Below are 22,040 nucleotides of genomic sequence, written 5' to 3'. Positions count from 1 at the left end.
AGCAAGATAGGATTATGACAAGAGAGGCGAAATGCATGCCGCATTTCGCCTCATCTGTTAAAAACTGGATGTGAGGATGTTCTATGAATAATAAACGGCGTGACTTAATAAAGAAAATGACAGTTAGTCAGCAGTTCGTTACCCAGGCAGAAGACAATGCAAAAATGGATAAGGTCAGAAGATATGCTCCTCTGATCCTGCTGGTTATCATGACTGCGATCGGAGGCATTTCCCAGAAAAACTTTTTCTCCTGGGCGAACATTGTAAATATTATGTTCCAGATGTCTATTCCGCTGGTAATTTCCGTTGGTCTGAGCTTTGTCCTTCTTCTTGGAAGCATTGACCTTTCCATTGAAGGAAATATGGGCTTTGCCGGATCTTTAGTTGCTTTTCTTGTTGTTAATAATTCAAATTCAAATAATTTCGGTATTTTCGGTGTGCTTATTGCTATTCTGATCGGGCTGGCAGTGGGTACAGTAGTTGGATTCCTTCATACAAAAGGAAGGATCGCAAGCTTTATTGTTTCTTATGCAGTTGGTTGTATTATGACAGGCGCAGCAGTGTTGATCTACAGAGGTACACCAATTCAGGTTAAGGATCCTATGTTTATTGCTATTTCTCAGGGAAGGCTTTTCGGGATTCCATACATTACATTGATTTCATTTGCTGTGTTTATCATAGGAGCGATCATTATGAACTATACTGCATTCGGTCGTGCAGTATTTGCAATCGGTGACAATGAAGCGGCAGCAGCTTCTACAGGGATTAATATTACACGTACCAAGATCAAGGTGTACGCTTTATGCGGATGTACAGCAGCCATCGCAGGTGTACTTCAGTGTATGAGATTAAAGCTTGGACAGTCTAACCTTGGATTGAACCAGATGTTCCCGGTTGTTACAGCTATCGTACTTGGCGGTGGTTCCGTAAGCGGTGGTAAGGGCGGTTCCCTTCAGACCTTTGTAGGTGTGCTGATCTATACGGAGCTGGCAAATTGGCTGACCCTGATGGGCGTTGATACAAACCTTAAAAAGGTCATCCAGGGTATTATCATTATTATCGCTGTTACGCTTACAGTAGAGCATAACAGAAAGACTGTAGTGAAGTAAACGGAGGGATACATATGGGTGAAGTTTTATTTGAAACAAAAGGCGTTGGCAAAACATATGGATCCAATACTGTTTTGCATGATATTGATATGAAGATCCACAGCGGCGAGGTGATCGGCCTGATCGGTGAGAACGGAGCCGGTAAATCTACTCTGATGAAGCTGATCAGTGGTGTTGAGACTCCTTCCATGGGAGAGATGTTTTACATGGGTAAGCCTTATGTAGCAACATCCATCATCAATGCGAATAAGCAGGGCATTGGAATGGTATTCCAGGAGCAGTCCCTGGTAGCAAATCTTACAGTTGCCCAGAACATTTACCTGGGCCGTGAGAAAAAGTACTCCAAAGCAGGACTTGTAAATTGGGCAGAAATGAACAAGGATGCAAAGAAAGCACTGGAGCGTGTTGACATTAAACTGGAACCTGGTAAAAAGGTCCGTGATATTGATATGGCAACCAGAGAGATGGTTGAGATCGCAAAAGTGCTGGATGTTGTAACAGAAGCAGCAGAAGGACATGCGATCATCCTTCTTGATGAGCCTACCACCGTGCTTTCTGATGATGAGATCCAGGAGATGTATGTACAGATCCGGAAGATGAAGGCAGCAGGAAATGGTATTGTATTTATTTCCCATCATCTGGATGAGATCCTTGCGATCACAGATACGATCTACGTATTTAAGGATGGTGAGGAAACAGCTGTTTTTCCTACTGCAGAAGCGAATATTGATGTTCTGTATGAGAAGATGGTAGGAAGAGCGACTACAGGAGAGTTTTATGTGGAGGCACAGCAGAGCGTGCCATCAGATAAAGTGGTTCTTGAGGTAGATGATTTAAGTCTTTTTGGTGTATTTAACCACATTTCCTTTAAGCTTCATGAAGGAGAAGTGCTGGGACTTGCAGGTCTGGACGGATCCGGTGCAGAGGATGTATGTAACTGTCTGGTGGGACAGGTAGCACCTACAGAAGGACGTATCCTGATAGAGGGAAAAGAAGTCAGATTCGGCAACTCCTATCAGGCAAGGAAAGCAGGGATCCTTTCAGTACCTAAGGATCGAAGAGATGAAGGAATGGTCAGCATTCTTTCCATTGAAGACAATATTACCATATCCAGCTGGGAGCATATGAAGAGCAAAGGCCTTCTGTCCGGAAAGAAGATCCGTCAGACAGCACTGAAATGGATCAAGGAAGCAGGTATTAAATGTACCGGACCTAAGGAACGTATTTCACAGCTTTCCGGCGGTAATGCACAGAAAGTTATTTTTGCAAGGGTTCTTGAAAGTGGCTGTAAGGTGCTGATCCTGAATCATCCTACCAGAGGTGTGGATGTAGGTGCAAAACAGGAGATTTACCGTCTGGTACGTGAGATGACAGCTGCCGGTCATGCGATCATTGTAATTGGTGATACTCTGGATGAATGTCTTGGTTTATCCAGTAATGTTATTGTTTTCAGAGACGGTCTGATCAGCGGATCCTTTGACTGCCCTGTAGACTTCAAACCTTCCCAGCAGGAAGTTGTACATTTTATGATGTAGGAGGGCAGAAGAGAAATGAAGCAGAAAAAATTCAGTTTATCCAATTTATCACAGTACATGGTAGTTATCAGTATTGTGCTGGTATTCCTTGTATTTACAATTTTAAATCCTACCTTTATCAGTGCATACAGCCTTCAGAACCTTCTGGTTGAGGTTTCTCCGCTGATCCTGCTGGCAGGAGGCCTGTCATTTATCATCTTTACAGGTGGTATTGATCTGGGATCCGGTGCCATGGTATCAGCTACCTGCGTTATTTCAGGTCTTTATGTAAGCCGTTTCGGCAACTGGATCATCCCTATCATGGTGGTGATCGGTGTGCTCCTTGGCATGTTGAATGGTGTGATCGTAACAAAATTAAAGATTCCGTCCTTTATCGTAACTCTTTGTACTCAGAACTTATGGGCATTTATCGCTTTGTATTTCTGCCCCAATGGTTCTGTGGCAGTAGGAATGGAATACAGAAAAGAAATTACCTGGATGACAAGTAAGATTGCAGGGATCCCCATTATTTTCTTATTTGCAGTCGTTGTAGTGATCCTGCTCTATATTTTCCAGCAGTATACACCATCCGGAAGGGCGATCTTTGCAGTAGGCGCCAATATCCGTTCTACCAGGCTTGCAGGTGTGGATACAGATAAAGCACAGATCATGGCTTTTGTGGTCAGCGGTGCATGCAGCTCTCTGGCAGGTGCGCTTTATGCATACAAACAGAAATCAGCGGTGCCTACCATCGGTGATGCACTTACACTTTCAGCCATTGCTTCCATAGCATTGGGCGGAACATCCATGGCAGGCGGCCGTGGAAGCGTGCTCCGTACAACGATTGGTGTTATTACCATCACTGCAATTACATCAGGACTTAACATGATGGGAGTAGATCCTCTCTGGAAAGATATTATTATTGGTGTCATCCTGATCGTAGCCGTATATCTGAATTCAGATACTAAAGGCAGAGATATTATTGTAAAATAATTTTCTTTAAAGAGCAGGAGAAGTCTTTTCTCCTGCTCTTTGCTTCAGCAATAGGAAATTACTTTGTAATGCGGTTATTACACAAATAACATTTCAGCAGACAGGAAAATACTTTTGATTTTGAGACATCGGAGGAATTGCAATGAAGAAAAAAGTTCGGTTTTGTATCATTTGCGCTATGACAGTATCATTATTTGGAACCGTGCAGGTTCCGGCAGCAGGGAAGGCAAAGGAAGGGCAGGAAGAACAGCGACAGCAGGATGATTCAGAATCAAAGGCATCTTATCTTTCACAGTTTGATGCAGGTTCCTATGTGGAGCTGGCAGATTACAGTTCCATCCCGGTGGAGGCCAATGAAGGGGATACCAGCGGGATTGAGAATGATATAGGAGATTACCTGCTGAAGAACAGTACCTTTGTTAAAGAACTTCCCACTCCTTTTGTGAACCGGAATACTTCCACTTTAAAGGATCAGCTGCAGAATTATGCAGATACGTATAAGATGTCGCTGGCTGATTTTATGAAATATTATGATTCAAGTCTGACAGAGGATACTTATGAAGAATATATTCAAAAGCTGGGGGCTGATTACAGTAAAAAGCTGGTTGCCATGCAGGCGATCGCAGATGCGGAAGATCTGGCTGTTACAGATGAAGAACTCAAGGAGCAGATCAAGACACAGGCAGAGGCAGCAGGCTTTTCGGATGTAGATGAATACAAGTCTGCAGCGAAGATGGATCCGGAAGAATTACGGGAAGTGATGATGAGCACTAAGGTATTTGAATTTCTTGAAGGAAAGGTTACTTTTAATAAAAAGTAAGGGATAGATCTTGAAAATTACAGGACGCTTGTTGTAGATACCAATAGTGTTGAAATAGAAATAATAGAAAAATAGGAGATTAGTTATGAACTATTTCATGGGTATTGATCTGGGAACATCCAGTACAAAAACACTGATCATGGATGAAAATGGAAAAACAGCAGGGATAGGAAATGCCAGTTACGGGATACAGATCCCGCAGATTTCTTATGCGGAACAGGATCCGCTGGAATGGTGGGAGGCTGTTAAAAAGTCCATTCAAAAAGCTTTGCAGGAGGCCGGGCTCCAGGGCCGGGACATAGCTGGGATTGGTTTTTCCGGACAGATGCATGGAATGGTGGCACTGGATGAGAACAAACAGCTGGCATGTAATGCAATCATCCATCTTGATCAGAGAAGCAGTGTAGATCTTAAGGAAATCCGTGCTCTTGCCGGGGATCTGATGACAGAGGAGCTTTTGAACCAGCCAAGTGCAGGGATGATGATCAGCAGTCTGTACTGGCTGAAAAAGCATCAGAAGGAAACCTATGACAGGATCCGGTATGTTATGTCTCCAAAGGATTATATCAGCTTCCGTCTTTGTGGAGAAATCAGCACAGAATACACAGATGCAGGGGCTGCACTGGGATTTTCTGTAAAGAATTATCATTGGTGTACAGAATTATTCAAACGTCTGGATCTAAAAGAAGATATCTGGCCGTCTGTGCATAAAAGCTATGAAATTGCAGGACATGTGACAGCAAAGGCTGCAGAGGAGACCGGGCTTTCTACCAGCACGAAGGTGATCTGCGGTGCCGGGGACAGTATGGCTGCCCTTACAGGCAATGGGATTATTGAAAAAGGGTTTATTACCTGCAATATCGGTACCTCTTCCCAGTTGGCGGTGGTTGTGGATAAGCCGATTTTTGATCCCCAAATGCGGATCCAGACATGGTGTCATACAGTTCCAAAGCGCTGGGTTGTTCAAAGCGGTACGCTGAACGGCGGAAGTGTATTAAGCTGGCTGCGAAATAATATGTTGAAAACGGATCAGAGCTTTGCAAAGCTTGATCAGGAAGCCGGACTTACGCCTGCAGGAGCGGATGGCTTATATTTTCTTCCTTATCTGGCAGGTGAAAGGACGCCTTATAATGATCCTTATGCAAAAGGTGTTTTCTTTGGATTAAGCATGATGCATCAGCAGGGACATCTGGTACGTTCTGCTATGGAAGGGATTTTGTTTAATCTGAAAGAATGCCTGTATATCCTGGATGAAATGAAGGTGGACAGATCCAGGCTGATCGCATCCGGAGGGGCTGCAAGAGGAGTGACCTGGAAGCAGATCCAGGCGGATGTGCTGAATATGCCGGTATATTCCACAAATGTGAAGGAAGAAGCCTGCCAGGGAGCAGCGATCCTTGCGGCTGTGGGAGTCGGATTTTTTAAAGATATTAAGGAGGGCTGCCAGGCAGCTGTGACCATGAGTCCGGAGGTTGTGGAGCCAATCCCTGAAAATGTAAAAATATATAATGAAAAACAGGAGATTTTCCATGATCTGTATTACAGTGTGAAAGAGCTGTATCCACGGATCAGGTAATACACGAAGGATTATTGACACTTAATGTGAAAGGCGGTATATGAGATGATGGATTTATATTCTATCGGAGAAATGGTGATCGATATGATACCTGGAAGCGAGCCTGCCAGTTATCTTCGCAGGGCCGGGGGAGCTCCTGCCAATGTGGCCATTGCAGTTGTGAAAAACGGATTAAAGGCTTCCCTTACCTGTAAGGTGGGAAATGATGATTTTGGACGTTTTCTCATGGATACACTTAAAGAAAATCAGGTGAAACAGAATGTGCCGGAGCTTACAGATCAGGCGATTACCACCATTGCGTTTGTTACGCTTCAGGAGGATGGGGAACGAACCTTTACTTTCGCCAGAAAGCCAGGGGCAGATATGCTGCTTTCTCCGGATGAAGTAAAAGAATCGGATATTGCAGATTCTGTGATCATACATGCAGGTTCCTGTTCTTTATCAGCAAGTCCTGTGGCAGAAGCCACAATCAAAGCTTTGAAAACAGGTCATGATCTTGGAAAACTGGTATCCTTTGATGTGAATTACCGCAATCTTATGTGGAATGATGATCAGCAGGCATGTGCAGATGCAGTAAAGGCCATACTTCCGTATGTGGATATCCTGAAGATTTCAGAGGAAGAAGTGGAAATGCTGGGTGGACAGGAGCATATTCAGGATCTGATGAAAGAAAACCAGATCGCAATGGTAGTGGAAACCCTAGGCTCTGAGGGAGCTTGTGCATATCTGGGAGAGGAAGTGATCCATGTAGCAGGTCGTAAGGTAAAGGCTGTGGATGCTACCGGTGCAGGAGATGCTTTCTGGGGTGCATTTCTCTCTTCTCTTCGTATCCAGGGAGTGGAAAAGAGTACAGACCTGAGTGCACAGATCGTTAAAAATGCTATGGAATATGGTAACATTTCCGGCTGCATCTGCGTACAGAGTAAAGGTGCCATTGATTCCCTTCCAACCAGGGAAACTATCGAAGCTTATATCAGGGAAAATAAATAACAGGATTACAGAACCGGTTCGTGGCTGTTTCGTACCCTTACAGTTACAACGGTTCATCAAATAAATTCAGGAGGGAAACCTTATGTCAGTTTGGGAAGAAAAATGTATTATATCACCGTCTCTGATCTGTCTGGATATGTGTAATCTGGAAAGCCAGATCCGTATCCTTGAGCAGTCAGGGATCCAGGTGCTTCATGTGGACATTCTGGACGGCCATTTCAGTCCAAGCATGCCTTTGGGTCTGGATACAGTAAGGCAGCTGCGCCAGAAAACAGATATGTTTTTTGACTGTCATGTGATGGTGGAGAATCAGGACTTTTTTGTGGATGAGCTTCTGGATATAGGAGTGCAGCAGATCGTATTCCATGCAGAGACACAGCCACATATTGACGGCATGATCAACCGGATCCATGCGAAAGGCGTAAAGGCAGGAATTGCACTGAAACCGTCCACACCTTTATCTACCGTAGAATATGTATTGGATAAATGTGACAGTGTGCTTTTGATGCTGATCAATCCAGGCTACGCTTTCCTGAAAGGGGAAAAGCAGGTGGCTTATGCAGACAGGAAGATCCGCCAGCTGCGCCAGATGATCAATGAAAGAGGGCTTGATACCAAGATCGAGTTGGATGGACGTATTTCACCAGATAATATCCGTACCTATGGAAAGGATCTGGCAGATGTATTTGTAACAGGTACAACCTGTCTGGATCGAAATGATCTTTCAGGAAGCTTTGCCAGATTAGAGCAGCTTCGCAGGGAAATCTTATGATGCCAGACTTAAAAGGCCTGATCTAGCATAAGCCGGCTCTGATCAGTGGATAAATTTTATAACATAAAAGAGAGGGAACAAGATGGGATTCAAAGAGGATTATGAAAAAACCTGTAAAGATGTTTTTGCAGAACTGGAAAAAACCATGGCCAGCATTGATGCTGCTGCACTGGAACGATTGACAGAGGACATTTTAAACGCAGACCAGGTATTTTTTGTGGGAGTTGGCCGTGTGATGCTGGCTCTTCAATGCGTATGCAAAAGGCTGGCACATTTGGGAATCAAAGCTCATTATGTTGGTGAGATTACAGAACCGGCTATCACGAAGAAGGATCTTCTGATTGTTGGCTCAGGCTCCGGCGGCTCGCTTTTTCCGCTTGGAATTGCAAAAAAGGCAAGAAAAACCGTGGATTGCAAGATTGTACATATTGGCTCTAACCCAAACAGCGAGATGAAAGAGATTGCAGATTATATGGTAAGGATCCCGGTACGTACAAAGCTGTATCTGGAAGATGAAATCGATTCCTGCCAGATCATGACTTCCCTGTTTGAACAGTGTTTACTGCTTCTTGGGGATATTCTGGCAAAGATGATCGTGGAAAGCCGCAATATTGATATGAAGGCTCTCTGGCAGTATCATGCAAATCTTGAGTAACCAATCGGTTACAGGAGGTACAAAATGAAAAAAGAGAACTTAATGAAATATGTAGGCAGCATGCAGCAGGTTGCTTATGTACGTCCTATCACATATACAGAAGGCAGAAGCCATGGGCTTTCGGCTTATGAGATCAAAAACGGGTGTATGGAACTGCAGGTAATGGCAGATAAAGCCTTGGATGTAAACCAGTTAAGCTATAAAGGGATCAATATTAATTTCCTTTCCAAGCCAGGGCTGCAGGGCAGAAATCAATATGATACAAATGGGGATGAGGCGATCCGTTCCATTATGGGAGGGCTGTTTTTTACCTCCGGTATTGAGAGTATCTGTGCACCATGTACCATTGATCATGTGGATTATCCTATGCATGGCCGTATGCGTACCACACCGGCAGAGCATCTTGGGGCGGACGCTTACTGGGAAGATGGCCAGTACAAGCTGTTGGTAAAAGGCGAAATGCGGGAAGCGGCACTTTTTGGGGAAAATATGGTTCTACGGAGAAGCATTTCCACTACATATGGAAGCAAAACCTTTACTGTTACAGATGAATTTGAAAATGAAGGCTACAGAGATGAGCCATTAATGCTTCTTTATCATATTAATATGGGATATCCGTTCCTGGATGAGAATACCAGGCTTTATATCCCTACTGCAAAGGTGACTGCCCGTGATAAAGACGGGGAAGGACACGAAGCAGATTATGATAAAATGGATCCTCCAAAGGACAATGAACCGGAGTATGTATTTATCCATGATATGCAGTCAGATGCGGATGGTGATACCCAGGTCCTGGTGGTGAATGAGCCTCTTGGAATTGGTCTTCGCATTTCTTACAATATGAAATATCTGCCATACTTTATGGAATGGAAGTCTACCGCATCCGGAGATTATGTGATCGGTCTGGAGCCTGCTAATTCCAGTGTATATGGCAGGCCTTACCATGAGGAAAGAGGTACAGTCCATAAGCTGGCACCGTTTGCAAAAGAAAAGAATGTGTTGGATTTTACCATTCTTGACGGTCAGGCAGAGATCCAGGAAGCAATCCGGGAGTTTCAAAAGATGCAGCAGGGTGTTTTGGTATAATTTGGCATAATAAATATTAAAAAGGAGAGATATAACTATGAAACGGTCTGAAATTAATGCAACAATCAAGAAAATGGAAGCTTTATTAGATGAGTGCAGATTTAAACTGCCGCCCTACCTCTATTTTACTCCGGAAGAATGGGCAGATAAAAATCATGAATATGATGAGATCCGTGAGTGTGAGCTTGGCTGGGATGTAACAGATTACGGCGAAGGGAAATTTGATACACTGGGGCTTGCCCTGATCACCATCCGTAACGGAAACATTCACAATCCTAAATATCCGAAAACCTATGCTGAGAAGATCATGATGTGTGATAGCGGACAGGTTTCCCCTATGCATTATCATGAGAATAAAAGAGAGGATATCATCAACCGTGGTGGAAACGATGTAGTCTTTACTTTCTACAATGCAGATCAGTCAAAGGTTCATCGTACAGAAGATGGAAGAAACATTTACGAAAAGGATCTGGTAAATGATGTGCTTATTTACAGAGACGGCCGTCAGTATAAAGTAAAAGCAGGAGAGCCGGTAAGGATCCATAATGGAGAATCTATTACACTGGTACCGTTCCAGTATCATGAATTTGTTATTCCGGAGGGCGGTCCAGCCCTGATCGGAGAAGTTTCTATGGTTAATGACGATCATACAGACAATTTCTTCTATGAGCCACTGGGAAGATTTCCAACCATCGAGGAGGATGAGCCTGCATACAGATTGCTTTGCACAGAATATCCTGCTGCAAAAGACTGATAGAAACAGACTAATAGAAACAGACTAATAGAAACAGACAGGTTTGAATAGGATAAAGTAAGTATCATTCTGAAAAGAGAAAAGTATGGCAGACCAGAAAATTGACAATCTTCTCAATCTTGCTATGGAAGCTGCTTCAGAAGAGCGGATCAAGTCAAAGAACCTGAATGTAGGATATGATCCTGAGAAAAAATTATGGGACGTGATCGTAAAGTACAGTGGTCCCCAGAGTGGACTGGCAGGAGAGCAGATCCTGGCAGTCCCTCTTCTGGGAGGCTATGCAGTTGTAACCTTGCCGGAATCAGAAATAGACAGTTATTCCCACAGGGAACAGATCGAATTTATTGAAAAGCCTAAACAGTTATATTTTGAAACATTTCAGGGAAAGGAAGCCAGTTGTATCCTGCCTTTGCAAAATGGAGTAAGCGGGCTTACAGGAAGAGGAGTTTTGGTGGGAATCGTAGATTCGGGCATTGACTTTTTTCACCCGGATTTTAGAACAGAGGATGGCAGCAGCCGGATTCTCAGTTTGTGGGACCAAAGCATTCCTGGCAATCCTCCGGAGGGTTATGTTATCGGAACAGAATATACAAAAGAAGAAATCAATAAGGCGCTTGCACTGGGTGAAATCCAGGGCAGGCGCCTTGTTCCGTCCAGAGATTACACTGGCCATGGCACTGCAGTGCTTGGAATCGCAGCAGGGAATGGCAGGGGATCCGGTGGAGCCAATCGTGGAGTCGCTTATGAAAGTGAACTTCTGGTTGTAAAGATGAAAAATGCAGACAAAAATTCCTTCCCCAGGACAACAGAACTGATGGAAGGGGTGGATTATCTGATCCGCCAGTCCATCCGTCTTGGAAAACCTATTGTAGTGAATATCAGTTTTGGAAACAATTATGGATCGCATGAACCTTATAATTAAGGGAAAACATAAGAAAACACTGATATTTCCGGTGCTTTCAGGAGATTCAGTGTTTTACTCGGATTCATGATTGGTTGTCATTCTGGTTTTATAATACTCGGTTAAGATCATATTGATCTGCTGGGAACGTGTACGAAAGTTCTCTTTCGCATCCTTATCAATCTCAGCGACAAGTTCTTTGGAAAGGGTAGTATAGACCTGAACATTATTGGAACTGATAGCCATGTGGCACCTCCGGTTTCATTTTAATAGCTTTATTCTACCATACTTCATGGGAGGGGGCAATGTTAACCGGGAAACGGAGCACGATTTATTACAGGGCACACTTGCCGGAAAGGAATATAAAATGAAAAAACATATTACAGATGAGAAAACAGGAATCAGCTATACATTATGCGGAGATTATTATTTGCCGGATCTGGAATTGAAAGAACAGGAAGAATCACATTATGGAAAATACGGAATGCTTAGAAAAAGTTTTCTAAAAGAACATCGACCAGGGTTATATTCCTCTTATCTGCTGACGGGCAAATTAACAGCACATTTGAATGAAGTAGATCAACAGGCGAATGAAAGAATGGAAGTGCTGGTAGATCAGATGATGGAAAGACAGGCAATTACAGAAGAACCGAAAGTCCGTGATCAGATGGCATGGGTTGGTGCTGTCAATAATATTCGGAATGCTGCGGAAGAGATTGTGTTAAAAGAAATTGTGTATATTTAATAATTTCTTGGCAGGGTATGCTTATAGAGATTAAGATATATCCAGTGATCGCACTATGGAAACTTGAGAAGCCCATAGTCCGGAAGGCTCCTTATAGGGGCCTTTCGTTATTTATGGGTTAGGAAGAATTACAATTCCATATCATGTGACTTTTTCTTAGATCGAGCAGGCTGATTTCGCCGCATCTCCTGTTTCCTCTGATATTCAAGTTCCCAGGTACAATGGGAAAAAACATCAGGATCCTCCACATTGAGATAATCCACCTCATTGGCTGCAATATCACGGCGGTGATAGTCATAATACTTACCAAAAGTACCTTTGAGCTGCTCGATCAGCTTATCCCGGAAATCAGGACGTATCTGGATTCTGGTGTCCAGCAATTCTGTATACTGTTCAGGTTCAGGACGAAATTTTTCTTCCCGGAAAGCGGCGGCATCTTTTTCAAGCTGTTTTTTGAGCGAGATGTCCTGAGAATCTAGGATATCAAGATTGTTATTCATCTGGTCGTATTTCTTGGATAGATTCGTCATATCTTTATCGGTAGAGCATTCTGCCTGGAAGATTAGCTGCTCTTTCCTTGATTTCAGTTCTTCGATTTCTTCGGTAATAGTGGTAAGCTGTTGATTCAATTTTATATGCTGGATGGGATTCAAAATACTGGTTTTCTCTTTTTTCACATTCAGTTCTTTCCGCTCTGTAACTTTAGCTTTGAGTTTCTTTTTAACGGTGTTGTATTTATTCAGTATTGGATTAAAATGATTCATCCAGTCATGGATCACTTCTTTTTGCATCTCATTGTGGAGCAAATGATATTGTGTAAAAATCATGTGATTTCGGATTGCTTCCAATGTTTCTGCAATTATTGGAATAGACTTTTCTACAGCTTCAGCCAGTTTTGCTACTTTTGCTTTTAATTCTCGGAGCATTTTGTTATCCACACGAATCTGACGGTTGATTTCACAGCGGTCTGCTATCATGCCTTTCTTTTCCATATTCTGGGCAATGTAGCCTTCATGGATGGTTGGCTGTTCGGTGATTCCCTGATCTGCAAAGCTGCGGTGATCAATGGTAGCATTTATCTGATTACGTGCAAGCATTTCATTTACGGCATCTGCCCAGTTTGCCCGCCAGATGCAAAGTTGTTCATCACTGTTCCATTGTTCGGAAATAGGATTCTGTCTGCCATATCGGCTGCTCTTGGGGTGTTTATCAATCCGTTCATATCCTTTTTCCTGTGCAACAGAGGAAGTCAGATATTCTTTCTTTTTCCCAACTTTATATCTGTATTGCTTTTCCCAGCCATCTTTTTGAGCAGCTTTGAATTCAGTAGCTGTAAATCCTTTTTCTTCTCCATTTTTTATGCAGAGATATTCTTTTTCTGTTTTATACTGCCATGTTCCGTTTTCGTTCAGTGGACGGACGGTAAGCAGAATGTGTGCATGAGGATTGTGTCCATCCGTATCGTGAATAGCAAAGTCAGCGCACATGCCCATATCTACAAAGTTCTTTTGAATAAAATCTTTTAGAAGAGAAATATTACTGTCCTTATCTAATTCAACGGGAAGTGCGACAACAAATTCCCTTGCCAGTCGGCTGTCTTTTGTTTTTTCTGCAGCTTCCACAGCATTCCAGAGTTGTTCACGGTCTTTCCATTCTGGTGAAGCCATCGGTGGAAGCAATACTTCCTGATAAATGAGTCCATGCTTTCTGGTGTAATCATGCTGGATGCCATCGTAATCATTGTACATCCGGCTGCAGCTCATATAAGCAGAAGCTGCGACAGCGGAACGTCCGGAACCACGGCTGACAACTTTGGCTTGCATATGATAAATTGCCATATCTGGCACCTCCTTTCGATGTTGCCTGCAACAGTGGAAAATCCCTCGGCAGAGCGCACGAGCCCCGTAGGGGATACCACCGCCCGATTTATCGGGTGGTGAGTAAGTGCGCCCTTCGGGAGTAGAACTTGTGCGTTTACATTCCTCGTAGCCGGATTATCAGCTCCCGTTTCAGGGAATCCAAATCCATTTCTTTAATATGGGGAACAATACTTTCCAAAATGGCTCCTTCCTGGACTAATCGGTGTGTTCTGGCATCACGTTCTTTTTTGCGATTTCTTGCTTCGGCTTCTTCTTGGCGGTGTCTTGCCTGTAAAAGTGCTTTTTCTTCCGGTGTCATGATTTTTTTATCTGCCATATCTGGCACCTCCTTTTTATGCCCGTATCCGGGCAGTATTGGTTTTAAAATCTTATGGTTTGGTACTATAGTTTCGGATAACTGACAGTGGCATGTTTCTGGTGATAAATAAGGAAAGAAAGTAGTACCACTGTCAGTGAAGAATAATTATCGTGTTATGCTTCTTTGCTTCAGTTCTGGTTCGGAGCATGATTGTTTAACAGAATTCTTTTTGCCTGTTTTAAATTAGCTGTTGCATTGTCCTGACGAATATTCCGGTTATTGATACGGACAGGAATACATCTCTCCAGAATACGGTCATAAATTCGTTTGTGTGCGATATCAGCGGCGTTATTCAGCTCTGATAAAGTGAGATTGGTCGTTATGATCAGGGGCTTTTTACTTCGGTAACGACTGTCGATCACATTGAATACCTGTTCCAGTGCAAAGTCAGAGTTCCGCTCAATTCCGAGATCATCAATAATCAGAAGACTGTAGCGGTTTAAGCTGTTGATGAACTGGTTTCTGTCTTCAAAATGCATTCCGGTAAGGGTATTTAGAATTCGGGAAAAGTTGGTCATCAGTACAGGAACGCCTTTTTCCAGAAGGGCATTGGCAATGCAGCCTGCAAAAAAAGATTTTCCAGTACCGACATCACCCCAGATGAGAAGTCCGGAAGCATTTGCTCTCATCTCTTCCCAGTTGCTTACATAATTGTGTGCCAGTTTTATTTCCGGATTGATGCCGTTATCCCTGGCAAAAGTGTAGTCATAGAGTGCTTTGTCCTGTAAGCCGCTGGTTTTAAGATGCTCTATTTCCATTTGTTTTTCATGAAGTTTTCTCTGGGCTTCTTCCTGCTCAAAGATTTCCTGCTGGCATTTACAGCGGATGGAAGGAATAAGAACCTTTCCCTGTAATTCATGCCTGCATTGCCTTGGCGTATTGCATTTGGAACAGTAGATCAGGTGGTCTGTTTCGTTAAAATATTCATCAGACTGAAGCTCTCTGTTTGGGGTTATAGCTGTTGGTTTTTCTATAAATTTTGTCATAATGTTTCGTATTCCTCACTTTCGTAATTTCGTTGTCGGGAAGCAGGATGATCCTGTCTTGCCCAACTGATGATGGTAGCTGCGTGGTTCTGATATTGCTTTCCGGTAGAAGCCATATAACCGGATAAGCGTTCAATATAATCCTTCCAGTCAGGGATTGTCTGCCGGATATCTTCAAGCTCTTTTTCTGACAGAAAAACATTTTGAAATTTTCCATAGGGTGAGAGTGGCTCCTTACTCCCTCTTATTGCTAAATTGTTCTTTTTTATCTCTTTCTTATTACCAGACAGTTTTCTGTCTGTATCAGGGAAAGAATCCTGTCTGTCAATAGGACAGTTTTTTGTCTGTCTTAGGGAAAGAAATCTGTCTGTATAGTGGATGGTTTCTTTTGGGAGTTTTACATAAATCCGATTGGGCTGTCCGGGACCCTGCCGTTTTCGGAAGATAAGCTCCTGTTTTTCCAGTACTGCCAGAGCAGTTTTAACCGTCATCTGGCTTTTGTGGAGAACTTCTGCCAGTGCTTCAATCGTAAAGTAAATGAACACATGACCGTCTGTATCTGACCACCCCTCATTTTTCTGGGAAAGCCTTGCCCGGTCGAGCAGGATAATATAAAGCATTTTGGCAGTTTCGTTTATTTCCATGTCCAGAAGGAAACGGGGAAACATCATATAAGATGGCAGGTTGGTGTCTGCTGTCAGAAAGTCAGTCATGTGTTCACCTCCAATCAAAAGGGTTTATTCCCCAAGAAAATCCCAGTCTACATCACTATCTGGCTGTGAATTTTCAGGTGCTGGAAAGGATGCCCTGATTTGGGGCTCCCTTTGCGCCATGCCTGCAGTCAGTCCGGAAAGAAAAAGTGGCAATGCCTGTTTCAGACTGTTTTCCACTGCATCTACAATCTGTTTCACAAAAAGTTCTTCCCGTTCTCTTGTTTCCAGATAAGGATCAGCCTGTGTGCGGTAGTAGCGGTCAAAATAATCTACCAGTGCAAGAGAGATTACCTGACTGTAAGATTTAAAATCCTGCCTGTCCATCGTCTGTAAATATTCCCAGGCTCTCCGTTGCTGTTCTTTGTCCAGATTAAAGCGCAGGTTTGTGTTGCGGATATTGTTCTGCATGGTTTATCCCCTCCTTTTCAGGCTCATATAAGCCAGAGATTCGTAACCTTTGGCGGTGGCGCAGATGTCATCAATGATGGTGACTCGTAATTTGTCATACGTTCCGAAGTTACGGATCAGGCATCCACCGCCGCCAACTACATACAGGTGCATTAGGTCAGGATTGTATTCATATTTGCGGAGTGTGGAAAAAAGTTCTGCCACATACTGTCTGGCAATAGAACTGATACAATCCATATATGGTGCTGAAATGTCAGCTGTTCCAAACCGCAGAATCTGTTCTACTGTAGATTCTTCAATCTTCACTCCAAATTTGTCCAGAACAGCGTTCTTTGCAGCAATCATGCATTGGTTTACACCAAGTTTTTCTGTCCAGCATCGGCTTTCTTGTGCTTTCTTATTGTTGATATACAGAATGTTCATGGTTCCGTTTCCGATATCTGCAAGGAGATTAGTTCCCTTGAAATTTCCAAGGTGGTTTACAATAGCCGGATATCCCTGTGGGTAAAGGCTACATCCCACAAAGCGGAGATGATATTCTTTGCCGTTGAAACGGTAATGGACTTCTGGATTCTGGAGCAGATAGGAACGAAAAGCTTCTCTTTGATTTCTGATCCATGTCAGAGGAAGTCCGGCAGCCAGATGAACATCTGCTTCACGGATGGAAAAGACATTCAGTTCCCTTGCAATAGCCATTAGCGTCAGAAGATAATATTCTTCGTCCATAGCTTTATCCGGGATAAATTCTTTGTGTCCTTCGCCGATCCGGTAGTAAATGCCGTTGTATTCCAGAATATTCCCGGTGAAGATTGGTTCAGTTTCATAGGCTTTGATGCCGGTTGGGGTGACGGTGTTTGCTGTTTTCATATTGCCGTAGCCATGATCTACAGCAATGATTTTGGTGTTTCTGAGTTCTCGCATAAAAAATACCTCCGTTTTCGTATTGATTGATTCAGCAGGTCGTACCGGTGTGGTACTGCTCTGCTGTGGGATAAGCATACGAAAATCGGAGGAAAAAGGCATTGAGGGGAAATTGAGCAGGAATTGAGAAAAAAGATATATTGTGCTTACGTTCTTCATGTACTCTTGTTGTGATTTCATTGTTTTTTATCGTATAATATGGATACTGGAGGTGGTTTGGATGAAATACAAGATTTTAGTTGTCGATGATGATAAAGAATTGGTGAAAATGCTTTGTAGTTATTTTAATATGAAACAATATGAAACCATTACGGCTACAGATGGAATGGAGGCATTAAATAAAATAAAAATGAAACCGGATATTATTTTGTTGGATATCAATATGCCACGCATGGATGGGATTGAAGTATGTCGTCTGATACGCAGTAAAGTGTTATGTCCAATTTTATTTCTGACAGCAAGAGTTGACGAAGATGATAAAATTAATGGGTTGCTTTCAGGTGGGGATGATTATATTACGAAACCATTTAGTCTTCGGGAGTTGGAAGCAAGGATTGTCACAAACATAAAGAGAGAAGAAAGGCATCAACAAAAAACGGAATACCGTTTCATGGATGAAATGCTGATTGATTATTCTGAAAAAATAGTAGCTATAGCTGGACACAGGATGGAGTTCACAAAAATTGAATATCAGATTATTGAATTCTTATCCATGCATCCAGGGCAGGTGTTTGATAAAGAACGTATATATGCACAAGTCTGTGGATATGATGCGGAAGGGGACAGTAGAACGATAACGGAATTAGTACGGCGTATAAGGAAAAAAATAGCGGATTATTCAGAAAAAGAATACATAGAAACTGTATGGGGGATTGGATACCGATGGAAAAAATAAGAAACTTGTCACTGAAAAAAACAATTCTGCTTTATTTTGTGATCAGCTTAACGGCAGCATTTCTGTTATCTGGATTTACAGTTCATTTTGCAGGAAATATGCAGAATAAAATATGGGAAAAATATATTGATTATGCAGATTATACGGACGTGTTTCAGCAATATGGAAAGAAATACGAGATTGAGATATCAAGACCTAATCAATCGCAGATGAATCGTTTGGACTATCATCTTTCGGAAATGTGTGACTTTATGGAAACATATTCGGTACTGATTTTTTCGATTGTTGGGAGTGTTGTTGCGGTATTCTTTTTTTATAAAAATAAGTTAAAGACACCTCTACAGGAACTAAAAGATGCCTCACAAATGATTGCAGATAATGAACTGGATTTTCATGTGTCCTATGAAAATAAAGATGAGATGGGAACTTTGTGTAAAGAATTTGAAATGATGCGAAGTGATTTAGCAGATAACAACAGAAAGATGTGGCGAATGATTGATGACGAGAAGGCTTTGCGGAATGCAATTGCACATGATATACGTTCTCCACTTTCCATATTGCGTGGGTATCAGGAAATGCTCTTAGAGTTTGTTTCTGCCGAGAGTATAAAAACAGAGGATGTTATTGATATCTTACAAACAGGCATGTATCAGATTGACCGTATAGAGCATTTCACGGAAAACATGAGAAAAATGTCCCATTTAGAACAGAGGGAACTGCAATGCTCAGAGATAGAGTTATCGGAACTGGCAAAAAAGATTGAGGCAGAAGCTGCCATGCTGTCCAAGAAGGAAAGTAAATTATGTAAGGTAGAAAGAGTGCAGGAACAAAACATTGTGAAAGTGGATGAGGAACTTGTCATGGAAGTGACAGACAACTTACTGGAAAATGCGGTTCGATATGCACAAAAAAGTATTGCTTTGCAGATAAAGAAAAAGGATGGTTTTCTTATAATTTCTGTTGAAGATGATGGAATAGGATTTGTGGATACTGAGGAAAAAGTAACAGAGCCATTTTATCATAAGAATCCACAAGATGATTTAAAGCATTTTGGCCTTGGTATGTATATTTCTCGTATTTTCTGTGAAAAGCATGGAGGAAATTTGAAAATATATAATGCCAGACAAGGCGGTGCTCATGTAGAAGCTCTTTTCAAAGCTGAATAAAAATACTTTATAAGGCTGAAATCGCAAATAAAGTGGTTTTAGTCTTTTTTGTTGTGAATTTATTGAGAATTGATTTGTATGATGTTGTTAAAGAAATAAAGAAAGGAAGAGATACAATGAAAACAATCATAAAAAGAAGTATACTTGATTATTTAAAGAACCCTGTTTTGTGGATTGGCTTGATTATTATAGTTGCCAGTATGTATCAATGTCTGTCATCGTATTTGCAAATTCATTATATCAAACAGAATGAACAGATCACACAAAATGACGTAGCATTGGAAGATGCTGATGTCATGGATGGGTACATTCCCACATCTGATGATAAAGAAAGAAGAAGGGAGTGGGAAGATACGATCAAAGAGACGTTAATGGACACCTCCAAAAATGGTTTTGGATTTAGCAGGCAGGAAGCAGATCATGTAATGAAAGAAATTCAGAATATGGATGTAAAGACTGCTTCTGAGTTTTTGGAATCCCAATATGGCTATTATAATGCAATATATGCTTATGAGGACCTTGAAATTCATAAGGGGACAGCAGAAGAAATCAATCATTATATCGAGCGGAAATTATCCGAACATTCTTTTTCCTGGTACTTTGCCAAAAAATTTACGGATTTTGCAGGATTGCATATGGCCTTTTTTGCAACAGTCTTGCTATCATTTTTATTTATTCAGGATACACGAAAAAGTACCTATGAATTATTACATACAAAGCCTGTTACGGCAGTCCAATATATATGTGGGAAAGTAATAAGCGGATTCATTAGTATGCTGGGAGTATTAGTGATTTTGAATGTTATATTCTTTATGCTGTGTTTGAAAACGTCTTTAGAATCGGGCTTTCCAGTAACACCAATTGATTTTTGCGTGAATTCTCTGATCTATATTATTCCGAATCTTTTGATGATATGTTGTGTCTATACAATTACAGCAGTAATATTTAAAAATCCGCTTCCGGCAGCACCAATCTTGTTTTTACACATTATATATTCAAATATGCTGACCATGAAGAATGATATTTATTATATGAGACCGTTCTCTATTATGGTGCGATTCCCTGGCAGATTTTTTGAAACACATGTAGCCAAAATGTCAAACATAAATCAGATTATTCTTGTAATTTCATCAGTTATATTAGTATGTATTTCTGTTACAATCTGGAAAAGGAGGAGGGTTCATTGAAAACGGAACTAAAAAACTGCCTGTCGTTATATAAGATTTTTTATTCATGTGCATTTATACTGATATTGTGTGCTATTCATCCGATTATATACTATGAAGAAATCGGTTCAGCGATTCAGTCGCCAATAGCATTTTTAACAATTATTTTTTGTAGTGACACATATTTGATGGAAGTAAAAAGTAAGCGTGCCGATGTATTTCATTTGTATGATCAAAAAAAGCAGTTAAAAGTAATATCGCAGAGAGTGGGCGTTCAAATATTATATTTATTAATACTTTCCTGTGTTGGATATGTTTTGTTTTTCTGGCAAAAACCGGGCAGTGTAAACGAAGGCATTTCGGGTATTCAGATATTTCTTTTATATTTCATTGCAATGTTTGGAACTATCTGGCTTTGGAGTATATGCTCTGTGATTTTGTGTACATTGCTTCGAAATATGTGGGCAGGTATTGGATGTTTATTTGGAATTGTCATTGGACTTATATCAAAAGCGGGAAGTTCATTTTTCGGAAATCTGGGATTGTTTTCTTTCAGCTTTTGTGAACCTACTCAATTAATGTCCGAGAGTTGGATTTATGGAACGCTTGTGTCTTTTATAGCGGGGCTGTTTTTATTTGCAGTATTACCAATGACTTTAAAGAAAAGAGGATAGATTATGAGTATTAGAATAAATGATTTAACAGTTAGATTTAAAAATGGTGTAGTTGCAGTAAATAAGGCATCTCTTGAAATACCTAAGGGAATTTACGGACTTTTGGGTGAGAATGGTGCCGGAAAAACCACTTTGATGAGGGTTCTTACAACTGTTTTAAAACAAACGGAAGGAATGGTTTCCCTTGATGGAATTCTGTATAACGAGGGAAATTATGAGAAAATACAGAAAAAGATTGGTTATCTTCCACAGGAAATCGACTTATATCCGAATCTTACGGTGAAAGAATGTCTTGTATATATGGGGGGACTGTCAGGAGTAGCCAGAAATGACCTCGAACAAAGAATTACCTATTATCTGGAAAAGACTTCTCTTACAGAGCATCAGAATAAAAAAATGCGGCAATTATCTGGTGGTATGAAGAGACGTGTCGGACTCATACAGGCACTTCTTAATAATCCGGATTTTTTGATTATTGATGAACCTACCACCGGGTTAGATCCGGAAGAAAGAATCAGGATCCGCAATCTTTTGGTTGATTTTTCAAAGGATAGAACTGTGCTGTTTTCCACTCATGTAGTAGAAGATTTAGCAGCAACCTGTACACAGCTTGCCATTATGAAAAAGGGAAGTTTTTTATATTCTGGAAGCGTGAGTGGGTTGCTGGAAAATGCAAAGGGCTGTGTTTGGAATTGTACGGTACAAAATGCAGAAGAAGCCCGTTTGTTAGAAGCCAATTATTCTATATCATCTAAGCAGTATGTAGAAAATGGAATTCATATGAAAGTATTAAGCAAAGGAAAGCCAAATGAGAATTGTGTCCTGGATAATGATATCACTTTGGAAGATGCATATATTTATTTGACGAATAGTTGAATATAACGGCGGGCAAGTTGCCCGCCGTAAATTATGCTTATTTTGTTAAAAGACCGGATAGATTTTTTCCAATGCAAAATCC

At 41.5% G+C, this 22,040-nt stretch carries 24 protein-coding genes; 17 read left to right on the top strand and 7 right to left on the bottom strand.

Going from position 1 to position 22,040, the window contains the following annotated elements:
* The first annotated feature begins 83 nt into the window (after window positions 1-83).
* From AB5916_RS12980 to AB5916_RS12930, 11 genes are all read left to right on the top strand, one after another.
* On the top strand, window positions 84-1,109 hold the full coding sequence (locus AB5916_RS12980; protein WP_158422398.1) for an ABC transporter permease: 1,026 nt from the start codon (window positions 84-86) through the stop codon (window positions 1,107-1,109).
* Window positions 1,110-1,123: 14 nt separating this feature from the next.
* Window positions 1,124-2,644: a sugar ABC transporter ATP-binding protein gene (locus tag AB5916_RS12975; RefSeq protein WP_158422397.1), complete on the top strand. Its 1,521-nt coding sequence runs from the start codon at window positions 1,124-1,126 to the stop codon at window positions 2,642-2,644.
* 15 nt (window positions 2,645-2,659) lie between these two features.
* On the top strand, window positions 2,660-3,616 hold the full coding sequence (locus tag AB5916_RS12970; RefSeq protein WP_173727835.1) for an ABC transporter permease: 957 nt from the start codon (window positions 2,660-2,662) through the stop codon (window positions 3,614-3,616).
* A 178-nt stretch (window positions 3,617-3,794) separates the two neighbouring features.
* Window positions 3,795-4,436 (top strand): hypothetical protein, encoded by a 642-nt coding sequence (locus AB5916_RS12965; protein ID WP_368191305.1) that lies wholly within the window; start codon window positions 3,795-3,797, stop codon window positions 4,434-4,436.
* Between the two features lie 85 nt (window positions 4,437-4,521).
* The gene (gene xylB / locus AB5916_RS12960; protein ID WP_173727837.1) at window positions 4,522-6,012 is read left to right on the top strand and encodes a xylulokinase; all 1,491 of its coding nucleotides are present in this window, start codon (window positions 4,522-4,524) and stop codon (window positions 6,010-6,012) included.
* Between the two features lie 45 nt (window positions 6,013-6,057).
* A complete protein-coding gene (locus AB5916_RS12955) occupies window positions 6,058-7,002 on the top strand; it encodes a carbohydrate kinase (protein ID WP_368191303.1) in 945 nt (314 codons plus the stop codon).
* An 82-nt stretch (window positions 7,003-7,084) separates the two neighbouring features.
* On the top strand, window positions 7,085-7,774 hold the full coding sequence (locus AB5916_RS12950) for a ribulose-phosphate 3-epimerase (RefSeq protein ID WP_158422392.1): 690 nt from the start codon (window positions 7,085-7,087) through the stop codon (window positions 7,772-7,774).
* A gap of 82 nt (window positions 7,775-7,856) precedes the next feature.
* On the top strand, window positions 7,857-8,429 hold the full coding sequence (locus AB5916_RS12945; RefSeq protein ID WP_158422391.1) for a sugar isomerase: 573 nt from the start codon (window positions 7,857-7,859) through the stop codon (window positions 8,427-8,429).
* A 24-nt stretch (window positions 8,430-8,453) separates the two neighbouring features.
* A complete protein-coding gene (locus tag AB5916_RS12940; RefSeq protein WP_368191301.1) occupies window positions 8,454-9,515 on the top strand; it encodes an aldose 1-epimerase family protein in 1,062 nt (353 codons plus the stop codon).
* A 37-nt stretch (window positions 9,516-9,552) separates the two neighbouring features.
* Entirely contained in the window at window positions 9,553-10,269 is a 717-nt protein-coding gene (locus AB5916_RS12935; RefSeq protein ID WP_158422389.1) for a D-lyxose/D-mannose family sugar isomerase, read from the top strand.
* Window positions 10,270-10,354: 85 nt separating this feature from the next.
* Window positions 10,355-11,191 (top strand): S8 family serine peptidase, encoded by an 837-nt coding sequence (locus tag AB5916_RS12930; RefSeq protein WP_368191299.1) that lies wholly within the window; start codon window positions 10,355-10,357, stop codon window positions 11,189-11,191.
* A gap of 54 nt (window positions 11,192-11,245) precedes the next feature.
* Here AB5916_RS12930 and AB5916_RS12925 read toward each other — a convergent pair whose 3' ends face one another.
* The gene (locus tag AB5916_RS12925; RefSeq protein ID WP_172679468.1) at window positions 11,246-11,416 is read right to left on the bottom strand and encodes a hypothetical protein; all 171 of its coding nucleotides are present in this window, start codon (window positions 11,414-11,416) and stop codon (window positions 11,246-11,248) included.
* Between the two features lie 121 nt (window positions 11,417-11,537).
* Here AB5916_RS12925 and AB5916_RS12920 point away from each other — a divergent pair, with 121 nt between their 5' ends.
* On the top strand, window positions 11,538-11,915 hold the full coding sequence (locus AB5916_RS12920; protein ID WP_055214965.1) for a TnpV protein: 378 nt from the start codon (window positions 11,538-11,540) through the stop codon (window positions 11,913-11,915).
* A 128-nt stretch (window positions 11,916-12,043) separates the two neighbouring features.
* On the opposite strand, the gene mobQ is transcribed toward AB5916_RS12920, so the two are convergent.
* The 6 genes from mobQ to AB5916_RS12890 form a co-directional block, all read right to left on the bottom strand.
* Window positions 12,044-13,753, bottom strand: a complete 1,710-nt coding sequence (gene mobQ, locus AB5916_RS12915; RefSeq protein WP_173735258.1) for a MobQ family relaxase — start codon at window positions 13,751-13,753, stop codon at window positions 12,044-12,046.
* Between the two features lie 136 nt (window positions 13,754-13,889).
* Window positions 13,890-14,111, bottom strand: a complete 222-nt coding sequence (locus AB5916_RS12910) for a DUF3847 domain-containing protein (RefSeq protein WP_005348485.1) — start codon at window positions 14,109-14,111, stop codon at window positions 13,890-13,892.
* 170 nt (window positions 14,112-14,281) lie between these two features.
* Window positions 14,282-15,139, bottom strand: coding sequence for an ATP-binding protein (locus tag AB5916_RS12905; RefSeq protein ID WP_055214936.1), 858 nt, complete (start codon window positions 15,137-15,139; stop codon window positions 14,282-14,284).
* The gene (locus AB5916_RS12900; RefSeq protein WP_005348487.1) at window positions 15,136-15,852 is read right to left on the bottom strand and encodes a replication initiator protein A; all 717 of its coding nucleotides are present in this window, start codon (window positions 15,850-15,852) and stop codon (window positions 15,136-15,138) included. The genes AB5916_RS12905 and AB5916_RS12900 overlap by 4 nt, the downstream gene beginning before the upstream one ends.
* A gap of 24 nt (window positions 15,853-15,876) precedes the next feature.
* Window positions 15,877-16,260 (bottom strand): hypothetical protein, encoded by a 384-nt coding sequence (locus AB5916_RS12895; RefSeq protein WP_005348488.1) that lies wholly within the window; start codon window positions 16,258-16,260, stop codon window positions 15,877-15,879.
* 3 nt (window positions 16,261-16,263) lie between these two features.
* Window positions 16,264-17,181, bottom strand: coding sequence for a ParM/StbA family protein (locus AB5916_RS12890; RefSeq protein ID WP_015530849.1), 918 nt, complete (start codon window positions 17,179-17,181; stop codon window positions 16,264-16,266).
* A gap of 220 nt (window positions 17,182-17,401) precedes the next feature.
* Between AB5916_RS12890 and AB5916_RS12885 the strand changes: the two genes are divergently transcribed.
* From AB5916_RS12885 to AB5916_RS12865, 5 genes are all read left to right on the top strand, one after another.
* Window positions 17,402-18,076, top strand: coding sequence for a response regulator transcription factor (locus tag AB5916_RS12885; RefSeq protein ID WP_014080778.1), 675 nt, complete (start codon window positions 17,402-17,404; stop codon window positions 18,074-18,076).
* The gene (locus AB5916_RS12880; protein ID WP_005348491.1) at window positions 18,064-19,242 is read left to right on the top strand and encodes a HAMP domain-containing sensor histidine kinase; all 1,179 of its coding nucleotides are present in this window, start codon (window positions 18,064-18,066) and stop codon (window positions 19,240-19,242) included. Before AB5916_RS12885 ends, AB5916_RS12880 begins: the two co-directional genes overlap by 13 nt.
* Before the next feature lie 116 nt (window positions 19,243-19,358).
* Window positions 19,359-20,429 (top strand): ABC transporter permease subunit, encoded by a 1,071-nt coding sequence (locus tag AB5916_RS12875; protein ID WP_006857839.1) that lies wholly within the window; start codon window positions 19,359-19,361, stop codon window positions 20,427-20,429.
* The gene (locus tag AB5916_RS12870; RefSeq protein WP_008705633.1) at window positions 20,426-21,082 is read left to right on the top strand and encodes a hypothetical protein; all 657 of its coding nucleotides are present in this window, start codon (window positions 20,426-20,428) and stop codon (window positions 21,080-21,082) included. The genes AB5916_RS12875 and AB5916_RS12870 overlap by 4 nt, the downstream gene beginning before the upstream one ends.
* A 3-nt stretch (window positions 21,083-21,085) precedes the next feature.
* Window positions 21,086-21,958 (top strand): ATP-binding cassette domain-containing protein, encoded by an 873-nt coding sequence (locus AB5916_RS12865; protein ID WP_005348496.1) that lies wholly within the window; start codon window positions 21,086-21,088, stop codon window positions 21,956-21,958.
* The last annotated feature ends 82 nt before the right edge of the window (window positions 21,959-22,040 follow it).

The sequence above is a fragment of the Blautia sp. 1033sp1_1033st1_G9_1033SCRN_220408 genome (genome assembly GCF_040929965.1).
GTDB lineage: Bacteria > Bacillota > Clostridia > Lachnospirales > Lachnospiraceae > Blautia_A > Blautia_A ammoniilytica.
The sequence above is the reverse complement of the archived record's forward strand: the minus strand, read 5'-3'. Positions and strand labels throughout refer to the sequence as shown.